The following is a 12,775-nucleotide window of genomic DNA, read 5'->3' on the forward strand; positions in this document are numbered from 1 at the left end:
GACCAGGTGCGGCCCGCGCCCACGCGGTACGGGTCGGGGAGATCCTGTGCGCCCGAGTCCCGCGCGTCGACGTAGGCGAAGAGGTCGTGGTCGAGACCCTCCACGCGCATGCGGGCATCGACGTAGACCAGCACGGCCGACGTCGACTGCACCACGACCGCGATGCACTGCACGAGCAGGATGCCGACCTGCCCGACCAGCTGGATGACGACGAACGCGATGAGGGCACTGGGGTCGGACGCACCGGTGGGGGCGACGATCGTGGAGATCCCCCCGGAGAGGAGGCCCAGCGGGATCGAGATGACCTGTCCCACGACCCCGAACGCGAGGGAGATGATGACGATCACGCCGAACGTCGGCCAGAACCGGCGCCGCGTCAGCACCCAGGACCGGGCGATGGCCCGGCGGATGCCGACGCCCTCGAGGATCATCGCGGACGGGACGAGGAAGAGCTTCGTCGCCAGCCACAGGTACAGCGGGATGAGCCCGAGCGCGAAGAGGATGCCGGCCACGATCCCGAGCGGCAGCAGCACGAGACCGAGGAGGACGGCGATCCCGCCGAGCAGCGCCAGGACGACGGCCGTGGCCAGCAAGGTGAGGAGCGAGTAGCCGATGAGTCGAAGGAACACCGGCCGCACGCGACGCCATGCGTCGCGGAGCGTCGGCTTCTCGGCGACCACGGCCGAGGCGACCTCGGAGACGACGACGGCCTGCACGAGAACGCTGAGAGCGCCGGCGAGGGCGCCCAGGACGAGAGCGGCGAGGCCGGTGAGGGCGATCGACCCGACCATGACGGTGTCGAACTCCTCGGTGCCCTCGACGAGCGTGTCGAGCCGCGCGAAGGTCGCGATGGCGACCGCGGCGACCGCGACGCTGACGATGACGTAGGCGAGCGTCTGCACGAGAAGGGCGAACCCGAGGAGGACCCGCGGATTGTGCCGGAGGGCCACGAAGGACCGACCGAGGATGGTGCCGAAGCCGTAGGGGTGGAGTGGCACGATGCCGGCGCGCGAGACCGGCGTCCAGGCGGGGTACGCGGTCACGATGGCGCCTCCTCGGCGGTCGGCTGTGTCCTTCATCGTGTCACACACCCCCCGTACGCTCGGCCGCATCGCGGACACGTCGACTACGCTCGGGGTGATGCGCCCCCACCCGCGGCGCCTTGCCCGTTCTCGAACGGGTCCGAGACGGAAGACGTACACCCGATGACTTCACGGATCCTGGTGGTCGACGATGACACCGCGCTGGCCGAGATGATCGGCATCGTGCTGCGCACCGAGGGATTCGAGACGGTGTTCTGCGCCGACGGTGCGCACGCGGTCGAGGCCTGGCGCACCGAGCGTCCCGACCTCATCCTCCTCGACCTCATGCTCCCCGGCGTCGACGGCATCGAGATCTGCACCCGCGTGCGGGCGGAGTCCGGCATCCCGATCATCATGCTCACGGCGCGCACCGACACCGCCGACGTCGTCAAGGGTCTCGAGTCCGGCGCCGACGACTACATCGTCAAGCCGTTCAATCCGAAAGAACTCGTCGCCCGCATCCGTACGCGGCTGCGCCCCACCCAGGCCGCGGTCGACGAGACACTGCGCATCGGCGACCTCGTCGTCGACGTCGCGGCGCACGAGGTCCGTCGCGGCGACACGCCGATCGCGCTCACCCCGCTGGAGTTCGAACTCCTCGTCGCGCTCGCCGAGAAGCCGCAGCAGGTCTTCTCGCGCGAGATGCTCCTCGAGCAGGTGTGGGGCTACCACTACAAGGCCGACACCCGCCTGGTGAACGTGCACGTGCAGCGCCTGCGGGCCAAGATCGAGGCCGACCCCGACAACCCGCGCATCGTGACCACCGTGCGCGGGGTCGGCTATCGCGCCGGCGCGGTGGCTTGAGGCCCGCATGACGGGCGCGGTGCGCGCAGTTCCGGTCTCGCGGATCCGGCGGCCGATCGATTGGCGCGACATCCGTGACCGCCTCGCGACCCTGTGGCGGCGATCGCTGCGGTTCCGCACGATCGTCATCACGGTCGCGCTGACCGCCGCGACGATCCTCGTCACGTGCGTGGCGATGGCCCTCGTCATCCAGAACGAGCTGTTCACCGCCCGCAAGGACCAGGTGCTCCTCGAGGCGCAGCGCGCGACGGCCGCGGCCCAGGCCACGCTCGACGCCGCGGTGGACTCCACCGACCCCGCCGCGGCGCAGACGCTGATGAACGGCATCGCCACGCGCCTGTCGCAGCAGTCCTCCAGCGACCTCATCGCCCTCTACCGCATCGGGCCGCCGTCGCCGCTGGCCCCGCAGCCCTTCATCTCTCCGGCTTTCGACTCCTCGATCGTCACCCAGGCGCTGCGCACCCAGGTGCAGTCCAACCCCGATCTGCAGTGGTGGCAGTCGGTGGCGCTGCCCTCCGACGACGGCCGCATCGTGCCCGGCATCCTGGTCGGTCACCAGCTCCGGTTCCCCGCCGAGGACGGCGTGGACTACTACGAGCTGTACATGGGCTACGACCTCGCCAGCGCGTCGCAGACCCTCGCGTTCGTCCAGGTCCTGCTGTGGGTGGTGGGGCTGGTGCTCGTGGTGCTGATCGGCGCGATCGCGTGGGTCGTGCTGCGGTCGGTCACGACTCCGATCGCGGATGCCGCCGAGACCAGCGCCAAGCTCGCCGCGGGCGACCTGGGCGTCCGGCTGCCGGTGCGCGGCGAGGACGAACTGGCGACGTTGAACCGGTCGTTCAACGCGATGGCCGACAGCATCGAGTCGCAGATCAAGGAGCTCGCCGATCTCTCGCTCGTGCAGCAGAGGTTCGTGTCCGACGTCTCGCACGAGCTGCGCACACCGCTGACCACGATCCGCCTCGCCGCCGACATGATCAACGACCAGCGCGGGGAGTTCGAGCCGGCCACGGCGCGCGCCGCCGAGCTGCTGCACGCGCAGGTGCAGCGCTTCGAGGTGCTCCTGGGCGATCTGCTCGAAATCAGCCGGTACGACGCCGGATCCGTTCAACTCGAGCTCGAGCCCACCAGCATGGCGCACCTCGCCGAAGACGTCATCGCGTCGATGGAGCAGCTCGCCCAGCAGCACGGCAGTGACGTGCGGCTGGTCGCGCCCGGCGGCTACACGCCCATCGACATGGACGCCCGGCGCGTCCGCCGCGTCGTGCGCAACCTGCTCGGCAACGCCATCGAGCACGGCGAGGGCCGTCCCATCGTCGTCTCGGTCGACAGCGACCGGGATGCCGTGGCCCTCAGCGTGCGCGACTTCGGTCTGGGCATGCGCGCCGAAGACGTCGAGCGCGTGTTCGACCGGTTCTGGCGGGCCGACCCCTCCCGCGTCCGCACGATCGGGGGGACGGGCCTCGGGCTCTCGATCGCCCTGGGAGATGCCCGCCTGCACGGGGGCACGCTGTCGGTGTGGTCCGAGCTCGGTCGCGGATCGAACTTCCTGCTCACCCTCCCGCGCGACGGCCGCCCGCTCGGCGGGTCGCCGCTGCCGCTCGTGCCCGAGGACGAACAGGGCGGCGCGCTCGAGGCGCTCGGCCTCACCCAGCCGATCTCCCTCGGACGGACGGGGAGGACCCCCTCGTGAAGCGCGCACTCGCCGGCCTCGGACTCCTGCTGGTGCTGGCCCTCACCGCCTGCACCGGTCTTCCCACGACCGGCTACGTCAACCCCGGCCGCGGGCCGCAGGGCGACGACTCCCAGGCCTTCGCCTTCGTCCCCGACGGACCGCAGGACGACGCCTCTCCCGCCGAGATCGTCGAGGGGTTCCTGCGGGCCGGGTCCGGCCCGGCCGACGACTGGGCGACGGCGAAGCTCTTCCTCGCCCCGGGGACGCAGTGGGACCCGCGCACCCGCGTGACGATCGACCGCCTCGCCGACCGTCGCGCGACCGCCGTGGCCGACGGCTCGTCGGTGGGGGTTCAACTGTCCACCGTCGCCGGTGTGGATGCCAACGGGGCCTACTCCCCGGCGGTGAACGGTGCCACTCAGACCCTGTCGTTCAGCCTCGCGCGCGTCGACGACCAGTGGCGCATCACGTCCGCGCCCGACGGCGTCGTTCTCTACGAAGAGGTCTTCCCGACCGTCTACCAGGCGGCATCCGTGGCGTACTTCGATCCGACGTGGAGCTTCATCGTGCCCGACGTGCGGTGGTTCCCGCGTCCGCTTGTGGCCAGTCGTGTGACCACGGCGCTCGTCGACGGGCAGCCCAGCGGGTGGCTCGCGGGTGCCGTGCGCAGCGCATTCCCCGACGAGCTGTCGCTGGTGGGGCGCTCGGTGACCCTGTCCTCCCGCGGCGTCGCCCAGGTGCAGTTGCCCCGGGCCGCGCTGAGCCTGGATCGGACGACCCTGGACCGCATGCAGACGCAGCTGGCGCGCAGCCTCGTCACGGCCGGCATCAGCGAAGTCCAGATGACGGTGGACGGAACTCCCATCGCCGCCAGCGAGCTGCCGGTGAAGGTGACGCGCGTCGACCCGTCGCCCGCGGTGCTGACGACCGACGGCAGCTTCGGGGTCCTCAGCGGCGAGGCCGTTGAGACCATCCCCGCCCTGTCGGACGCGGTGGAGTCGCTCGCTCCGACCAGCATCGAGCTGGAGGCCGATCGCAGCCTCGCGGCCGTTCTGACGCAGCAGGGCACCGTCGCCAGCGCCCTCGCGGACGGGGCGACCTACCTGCTCGACGATCGGCCGGGCCTGCTGCCGCCGTCGATCGACGCCGAGGGAGCGATCTGGAGCGTCCCGCGCACCGCTCCCTCCCAACTGCGCGCCTACACTCCCCAGGGCGTGCCCCGCGACATCGGGAACGCCTGGCCGGACGCGTCGGAGGTGGTGGCGTTCCAGATCTCCCGTGACGGCACGCGGATCGCCGCGGTCGTGACCGTCGCGGGCGTGCGCGAGGTGTGGCTGGCCGGCATCGTCCGGGAGGGGACGACGGTCAACCTCGGACCGCCGCACGTGCTCTCGTTCTCGGAACCGGGTGCGTTCGACCTCGCGTGGCTCGACGACACCACGGTGGGCGTGCTGACCTCCGTCGAGGGTGCCGCTCGTCTGGACGAGCTCAGCGTCGGCGGGCGCGGCACGGTCGGACCGGTCCCCGAGAACGCCCGGGCGATCGCGGGCGGGAGTGCGAGCGTGCGCATCCTCGATGATTCCGGGCGCCTGTTCAGCCGCCGCGGCAGCTCGTGGACGCTCGTGGCCAGCGACATCCGCGTGCTCGCGGTGCAGCAGGGCACGACGTCCTGACCGCTCCTCCCGAGGCGCCGTCTTCGGCTGGCTGTCCACGGATCGTGCGACCGCGCCCGCACGGAGCCCGGGAGACCCGGCATCCTGACGTCGTGACCGCTCCGCTCCCGACGCCGTGGTCGCGCGGATGGCGCGCGACGGCGTTCGACGCCCTCGCGTTCTGGTTCCCGGTGGCGTGCGCGGGCTGCGGCGCGCTCGACGTCGAGGTGTGCGACGAATGCCGCGCGTCGCTCGCGCCCCGCGTGCGGCGGCGTCTGCTCACCGCGGATGTCGAGGTCGTGACCGCGGTGCGATTCGACGGTCCGGCCGCCCGGATGATCCGCGCCCTCAAGACGGAGGGGCGGACGGGACTGGCGCGTGCGCTCGGCCCCGCCCTCGCCGCGGCGCTCGCCGTCGCGCCCGCCGGCGCGACCGTGACGACGGTGCCCGCCTCGCGCGCGGCCGATCGGCGACGCGGATACCGCCCGGTCGACCTTCTCGTGCGCCGCGCGGGGGAGCGGCCCGTCCCGCTCCTGCGGATGCGGCGCACCGCGGCCGATCAGCGCGGACTCGACCGTCGCGCCCGGCAGACGAATGTGGCCGGCGCCTTCGTCGCGCGCCGTCCTCCCCCCGGTCCGGTCGTGGTCGTGGACGACGTCGTGACCACGGGGGCGACCTTGACCGAGGCCGTCCAGGCGCTGCGAGCCGCGGGAGCGGACGAGGTTCTCGCCGTCACGCTCGCGGACACGCCGAGACGCAGCGGATCCTCACATGAATCGGAGGTGATTGGTACGTGACAGGTCGGTGTCGCGCCACTACCGTGGGGATGACTGAAGGCGACGGCTGTTCCGCCCTTAGACCGGGCGGAACCCGGAACAAGGAGGTCACGGATGGACACCAGCATCGTCGGCGTGGGAGTCGGTATCACCGATCGATTCCGCACGGTGGTCGAAGAGAAGGTCAGCCGGATCGAGCACCTCGCGCCCCGCGCGACGTCGCTCGAAGTGAAGGTCACCCACCGCTCCTATCGCAACGGGCGCATGGAGGACGACACGGTCGAGCTCACCCTCGACGGGAAGGGCCCTGTCGTACGGGCCGAGGCGACCGACACCGACAAGTTCGCCGCTCTCGATCTGGCCGTCGACAAGATCTCGGAGCAGGTCCGTCGCGCGAAGCAGAAGCGCGTCGATGCGCGGAACCACCCGCGCGGAGCGAAGTTCGAGAAGGGGACGGGAGAGCTCTCGGGCATCGACGTCCAGCCCGCCTCGGTCGACGTGCTGCGCGCCGTCGCCACGGGTGAGGTCCCGGTGGTCACCGGTGCCGAGTCGGAAGAGGACTACTCGCCCGTCGTCATCCGGCAGAAGCAGTTCGACGCCGAGTGGATGACGGTCGAAGACGCCGTCGACCGAATGGAGCTCGTCGGCCACGACTTCTTCTTGTTCATCGACGCCCGCTCCGACCACCCCAGCGTGGTCTATCGCCGCAAGGGCTGGGACTACGGCGTCATCGCCTTGGGGACGCAGGCGTCGCCCGAGGAGCGCGTCGCGTCCTGATCACGAACGCACGAAGCGGGGCCCCGTCCATCGGACGGGGCCCCGCTTTCGCGTATCGGCGACGGCTCAGCCGTCGAAGATGTCGCCCAGCAGGGAACCGATGACGAGGCCGCCGAGCATGCCGCCGACCATGTTGCCGCCGCCCATGCCGCCGCCGCGGCCGGATCCGCCGCCACCGTACCCGTTGCCGCCCCAGTCGTCGGGCCGGGACTGCTCGATGTCGCGCTGCGCGAGCTGGAGGGACTCGGATGCCAGCCCTCCGGTCCGTCGCGCGGTGGCCAGCACCGTCTCGCGCTGCTCCTCGGGGATCGGGCCGAGGGGCAGTCCCGCGCGCAGCCGCTCGGCCTCGACGAATCGCGTACGGGCATCCGCACCGATCCAGCCGCGGTGGCCGGTGATGAGGCCGCGGGCCACGGCGAGCTGACGGTCGGCGTCGTCGATCGCGTGCTCGACCTGCTCTTGCGAGGGGACCGGCCGCGCGGCGCGCTCGCGCGCGAGATCGAGGTCGGCGTTCGCCTGACGCAGCGAAGAGAGTGCGGCGAACGGGTCGGTGCGCGCTCCGGCGGCGGGGAGGGCCGCGAGCTCGCGCTCGAGGGTCGCCATCGCCTGCAGGACGACGGGCGTCTGCGGACCGCGCCGCGCCTCGGCGAGGTCGCCGCGAGAATCGTCGATCACGGCGGCGAGCGTCGACTCGGCGCGGAGCGCCTCGATCTCGAAGGTGTCGACGGCATCCAGGAGGGACTCGGCACGCCGGACCGCCTCGGTCGACGCCTCGAGCGCGACCGATGCCTGCTCGCGCTGGCCCGCCTCACGGCGCCGCTCGGAGACCCCGGCGGTGTGCACGGCGAAGTCGAGCAGCTGCTGGACTTCTTCGGGATTGCCGGCGACCTGCTGCAGGGCGGAGCGGCTGTAACGCTGCGCGAGCCGCTCGACCACCTCGCGGGCGTGCGGCACGCGCTCGGCCAGCCGGTCGCGGTCGGCGCGCACGCGCGCGAGCGTCTCGGGTGCGCGACGCACGGCGTCGATCTTGGGCCGGAGTACCGCGGTGCGCTCTTCGAGAAGGTCTTCCGCCCACTGCGACAGCTGGATGATGCGCCCGTTGCGGGTGCGCAGCTCGTCCTTGGTGTCGGGGATCTCGTCGTGATTGAGCTGGTGCAGCTGGAACGCCTCGGCCAGGTGCACCTTGACCGACTGCAGCGCGGACGCGAGGTCTTCGGTCGCCTTGTCGCCCAGCTCGGCGCGGGCGAAATCCAGCTCGTCGGACGTCAGGCGGACGCGTTCGTCGGCGGCGACGATGGCGAGCTCCGCGCGGCGTGCGAGGTCCGCATCCGCGGCATCCTGCTCTTCGCGCTTCCTCTTACCCCAGAAACCGGCCATGCCTCGATCCTAGGCCGGGCACCCGTGCGGGAGCCGGGTGTTCGCTTGAGGCGCGAGGACGGGGTGAAAGCCAGCAGGCTCGCAGGTCACGAACGGGTAACACGGATAACATGGGCGTGTATGCCTGTGCGCAGGCCGACGTCCAGGGGGGCGTCGCACCCGACAGATGGAGATGCTTCGTGGCCAATCCGCTCGAGAAACTGCTGCGCGCCGGAGAGGGGCGCATCCTCCGCCGACTGCAGGGCGTCGTGAAGGCGACCGGTGCCCTCGAGGAGGACTACGAGCAGCTCACCGACGAAGAACTGCGCAACGAGACCGTCGAGCTGCGCGCGCGGTACGAGGCGGGCGAGACGCTCGACCAGCTCATGCCCGAGGCCTTCGCGGCGGTCCGCGAGGCGGCCAAGCGCACGCTCGGACAGCGTCCGTACGACGTCCAGATCATGGGCGGTGCGGCCCTGCACCTCGGCAACATCGCCGAGATGAAGACCGGCGAGGGAAAGACGCTCACCGCGGCCCTGCCGGCCTACCTCAACGCGATCGCGGGCAAGGGCGTCCACGTCGTCACGGTCAACGACTTCCTCGCGAGCTACCAGTCCGAGCTCATGGGTCGCGTGTACCGCGCCCTCGGCATGACGACCGGCACCATCGTGTCGGGTCAGACCCCCGAGATCCGTCGTGAGCAGTACGCCGCCGACATCAGCTACGGCACGAACAACGAGTTCGGCTTCGACTACCTGCGCGACAACATGGCGTGGCGCAGCGAGGACCTGGTGCAGCGCGGTCACTTCTACGCCATCGTCGACGAGGTGGACTCGATCCTCATCGACGAGGCGCGCACCCCGCTGATCATCTCGGGTCCGGCCTCCGGCGAGGCCAACCGCTGGTTCACCGAGTTCGCCAAGCTCGCGCGCACCCTCGAAGCGGGCGTCGACTACGAGGTCGACGAGAAGAAGCGCACCATCGGCGTGCTCGAGCCCGGGATCGAGAAGGTCGAGGACTACCTCGGCATCGACAACCTCTACGAGTCGGCGAACACCCCGCTGATCTCGTTCCTGAACAACTCGATCAAGGCCATCGCCCTGTTCAAGCGCGACACCGACTACGTCGTGATGAACGACGAGGTCATGATCGTCGACGAGCACACCGGCCGTATCCTCGTCGGGCGCCGCTACAACGAAGGCATCCACCAGGCCATCGAGGCCAAGGAAGGCGTGCCGGTCAAGGCCGAGAACCAGACGCTGGCCACCGTCACGCTGCAGAACTACTTCCGCCTGTACGACAAGCTCTCCGGCATGACCGGTACCGCCGAGACCGAGGCGGCCGAGTTCATGTCGACCTACAAGCTCGGCGTGGTCCCGATCCCGACGAACAAGCCGATGGTCCGCAAGGATCAGGCCGACCTCGTCTACAAGAACGAGACGGCGAAGTTCGCCCAGGTCGTCGAGGACATCGTCGAGCGCCACGCGAAGGGCCAGCCGGTCCTCGTCGGCACGACGAGCGTCGAGAAGAGCGAGTACCTCTCGCGGCTGCTGTCCAAGAAGGGCGTGCGTCACGAGGTCCTCAACGCCAAGAACCACGCGCGCGAGGCCGAGATCGTCGCCCGCGCCGGGCGCCTGGGCGCGGTCACGGTCGCGACGAACATGGCCGGTCGTGGAACCGACATCATGCTCGGCGGTAACGCCGAGTTCCTCGCCGTGCAAGAGATGAGGACGCGCGGTCTCGACCCGGTCGAGACCCCCGAGGCGTACGAGTCCGAGTGGGATTCGGTCTACCAGTCCATGCGTGACACCGTCGCCGAGGAGGCCGCGAAGGTCACCGAGGCGGGCGGTCTGTATGTCCTCGGGACCGAGCGTCACGAGTCCCGCCGCATCGACAACCAGCTGCGCGGCCGCTCGGGCCGTCAGGGCGACCCCGGCGAGAGCCGCTTCTACCTCTCGCTCACCGACGACCTGATGCGCCTGTTCCAGTCCGGCGCGGCCGAGGCGATCCTCTCCCGCACGAACTTCCCCGACGACGTCGCGATCGAGTCCGGGCTCGTCTCGCGCGCGATCAAGAGCGCCCAGTCGCAGGTCGAGGCCCGCAACGCCGAGATGCGCAAGAACGTGCTGAAGTACGACGACGTCCTCAACCGCCAGCGCGAGGCCATCTACGCCGACCGCCGTCACATGCTCCAGGGCGACGACATCGCCGACCGCGTGCAGCACTTCATCGAGGATGCCATCACGGCGATCATCGACGACCACACCGGCAGCGGCCACACCGAGTCGTGGGACTTCGACGCGCTATGGACCGAGCTCAAGACGATGTATCCGGTGAGCGTCACGATCGACGAGGTCGTCGCCGAAGCCGGCGGCAACAAGGGTCGCATCACCCCCGAGGGCCTCAAGCGCGAGATCATCTCGGACGCGCGCATCGCGTACGAGAACCGCGAGCAGACCCTCGGTGCCGCGGCGCTCCGCGAGCTCGAGCGTCGCGTCGTCCTGCAGGTGCTCGACCGCCGCTGGCGCGAGCACCTCTACGAGATGGACTACCTCAAGGACGGCATCGGGCTGCGCGCGATGGCCCAGCGCGACCCGCTCATCGAGTACCAGCGCGAGGGGTACCAGATGTTCCAGTCGATGATGGGGCAGATCAAGGAGGAATCCGCCGGATTCCTGTACAACCTCGAAGTCGAGGTCCGCAAGGGAGACGGCGAAGAGGTCACGCAGGTCGAGGCCAAGGGCCTTGCGCCCGCCCCCGTCGAGGGCCAGCGTCTGGAGTACTCCGCGGCGAACGACGCGGGCGAGGTCGAGGTCCGCAACGACCGCGGTCAGGTGCAACAGGCGGCGACCAACCGCCTGCGTCAGGCCGGTCAGGCCGCCGCCCCCGCCGCCGACGCGCCCGCCGGTCCGCGCGGAGCCTTCGGTCAGCGCACCGACGCCGCCGAGCCCGCTGCGGGTAACCGCGCCGATCGTCGCGCCGCCGGCAAGAAGAAGTAACCCGCACCCGGATGCCGTGCTCTCGCCGTCTCGCGGGGGCACGGCATCCGTGCGTCCGGGAAGGCCACCGATGGTCGATTGGCCGGATCGCCGCGGGGATATCCTGAACCGATGAGCCCGCTGCGCCCCCTCGATCAGTCGTCGAAGCTGAAGGACGTCCTTTACGAGATCCGTGGGGAGGCCCTCGTCGAGGCCGATCGACTCGAGGCCGAGGGGCACTCGATCCTCAAGCTCAACACCGGCAACCCGGCGATCTTCGGTTTCGAGGCGCCCCACCAGATCGTGCGCGACATGATCGCCTCGGTGCCCCACGCCCACGGCTACAGCGACAGCCGCGGCATCCTGTCCGCCCGCCGCGCGGTCGTCTCGCGGTACGAGCAGGAGCCCGGTTTCCCGCACGTCGATCCCGACCACGTGTACCTCGGCAACGGCGTGTCCGAGCTGATCACGATGACGATGCAGGCGCTCCTCGACGAAGGCGACGAGGTGCTGATCCCCGCTCCCGACTACCCGCTGTGGACGGCGATGACGAGCCTCGGCGGTGGCACGCCCGTGCACTACCTGTGCGACGAGACTCGCGAGTGGCAGCCCGACCTCGAGGACATCCGCTCGAAGATCACCCCGCGCACCAAGGCGATCGTCGTGATCAACCCGAACAACCCCACCGGCGCGGTGTACTCGCGCGAGGTGCTCGAGGGGCTCGCCGCGATCGCCCGCGAGCACTCGCTGCTGGTGCTCGCCGACGAGATCTACGACCGCATCGTGTTCGACGACGCCGTGCACATCCCCATGGCCACCGTCGCGCCCGATCTGCTGTGCCTGACCTTCAACGGCCTGTCCAAGACCTACCGCGTCGCGGGCTACCGGTCGGGGTGGCTCGTCATCACCGGCCCCCAGGACCACGCCGAGGGGTTCCTGCACGGCATCAACCTGCTGGCATCCACCCGTCTGTGCCCGAACGTGCCGGCGCAGTTCGCCGTCCAGGCGGCGCTGTCGGGCGTGCAGTCGATCGACGGTCTCATCGCCCCGACCGGTCGTCTGCACGAGCAGCGGGATGCCGCGTGGCAGGGCCTCGAAGCGATCCCGGGCGTCTCGTGCGTGCTGCCGCGCGGTGCGCTGTACGCCTTCCCGCGGTTCGATCCCGACGTGTACGAGATCCCCGACGACGCGAAGTTCGTCCACGACTTCCTGATCGCCGAGCACGTGCTGCTCGTGCAGGGCTCGGGCTTCAACTGGCCGGCGACCGACCACGTGCGCATCGTGACGCTCCCCGAGGCCCGTGTCATCTCGGATGCCATCGAGCGCCTGGGCAACTTCCTCGCGTCCTGGCGGCCCTGAGCCGGGGTCAGAGCAGCGCCAGCGCGGTCACGCGCCAGCGTCCGTCCAGGCCTTCCACGCGCAGAGCGATCGCGCGTGTGCGGGTGCGGGCGGAGGCGATGACGGTCGCTTCGACGACCCCGTCGGACGGCGAGAAGAGGTGCACCGACCGGATCTGGTGCACGTCGCGCGGGGTCGGCATGCGTCGCGCGCTCCGCGCGCGGGCCGCAAGCCCCGCGCGCGCCACCACGGCGCGATAGACCTCCTCGGTCGTCCACCGCGCCAATTGCTCCGCTTCGCGCACCCCCGCGAACACCTCGAGCACGCCGCGGACGAC

Annotated in this window: 10 protein-coding genes; 7 read left to right on the plus strand and 3 right to left on the minus strand. The window is 70.5% G+C overall.

The genetic code is table 11. The features are described 5' to 3' along the window. Window positions 1–1,043: glycerophosphoryl diester phosphodiesterase membrane domain-containing protein (locus tag LQV45_RS08855; protein WP_230006685.1), on the minus strand; the 1,043-nt coding region annotated here is incomplete at its 3' end. Window positions 1,044–1,205: 162 nt separating this feature from the next. Here LQV45_RS08855 and mtrA point away from each other — a divergent pair. From mtrA to hpf, 5 genes are all read left to right on the plus strand, one after another. Further along, window positions 1,206–1,886: an MtrAB system response regulator MtrA gene (mtrA, locus tag LQV45_RS08860; RefSeq protein ID WP_138177486.1), complete on the plus strand. Its 681-nt coding sequence runs from the start codon at window positions 1,206–1,208 to the stop codon at window positions 1,884–1,886. A 7-nt stretch (window positions 1,887–1,893) separates the two neighbouring features. Continuing rightward, the gene (mtrB, locus tag LQV45_RS08865; RefSeq protein ID WP_138177488.1) at window positions 1,894–3,579 is read left to right on the plus strand and encodes an MtrAB system histidine kinase MtrB; all 1,686 of its coding nucleotides are present in this window, start codon (window positions 1,894–1,896) and stop codon (window positions 3,577–3,579) included. Then, window positions 3,576–5,234 carry an LpqB family beta-propeller domain-containing protein gene (locus LQV45_RS08870; protein WP_230006687.1) on the plus strand — a complete coding sequence of 553 codons (1,659 nt, stop codon included), beginning with the start codon at window positions 3,576–3,578 and terminating at the stop codon, window positions 5,232–5,234. Before mtrB ends, LQV45_RS08870 begins: the two co-directional genes overlap by 4 nt. 92 nt (window positions 5,235–5,326) lie before the next feature. Then, a complete protein-coding gene (locus LQV45_RS08875; RefSeq protein WP_230006688.1) occupies window positions 5,327–6,010 on the plus strand; it encodes a ComF family protein in 684 nt (227 codons plus the stop codon). 93 nt (window positions 6,011–6,103) lie between these two features. Next, window positions 6,104–6,766, plus strand: coding sequence for a ribosome hibernation-promoting factor, HPF/YfiA family (hpf, locus tag LQV45_RS08880; protein WP_230006689.1), 663 nt, complete (start codon window positions 6,104–6,106; stop codon window positions 6,764–6,766). Window positions 6,767–6,832: 66 nt separating this feature from the next. Here hpf and LQV45_RS08885 read toward each other — a convergent pair whose 3' ends face one another. After that, window positions 6,833–8,143, minus strand: coding sequence for a hypothetical protein (locus LQV45_RS08885; protein WP_230006690.1), 1,311 nt, complete (start codon window positions 8,141–8,143; stop codon window positions 6,833–6,835). A gap of 179 nt (window positions 8,144–8,322) precedes the next feature. Between LQV45_RS08885 and secA the strand changes: the two genes are divergently transcribed. Both secA and LQV45_RS08895 read left to right on the plus strand, forming a co-directional pair. Beyond that, a complete protein-coding gene (gene secA / locus LQV45_RS08890; RefSeq protein ID WP_230006691.1) occupies window positions 8,323–11,121 on the plus strand; it encodes a preprotein translocase subunit SecA in 2,799 nt (932 codons plus the stop codon). A gap of 111 nt (window positions 11,122–11,232) precedes the next feature. Then, on the plus strand, window positions 11,233–12,459 hold the full coding sequence (locus LQV45_RS08895) for a pyridoxal phosphate-dependent aminotransferase (protein ID WP_290370229.1): 1,227 nt from the start codon (window positions 11,233–11,235) through the stop codon (window positions 12,457–12,459). Window positions 12,460–12,466: 7 nt separating this feature from the next. On the opposite strand, the gene LQV45_RS08900 is transcribed toward LQV45_RS08895, so the two are convergent. Continuing rightward, window positions 12,467–12,775, minus strand: a 309-nt coding sequence (locus LQV45_RS08900; protein ID WP_230006692.1) for an Rv3235 family protein, incomplete at its 5' end; no start/stop codon positions are given.

It is taken from the genome of Microbacterium sp. Bi128 (assembly GCF_918698205.1).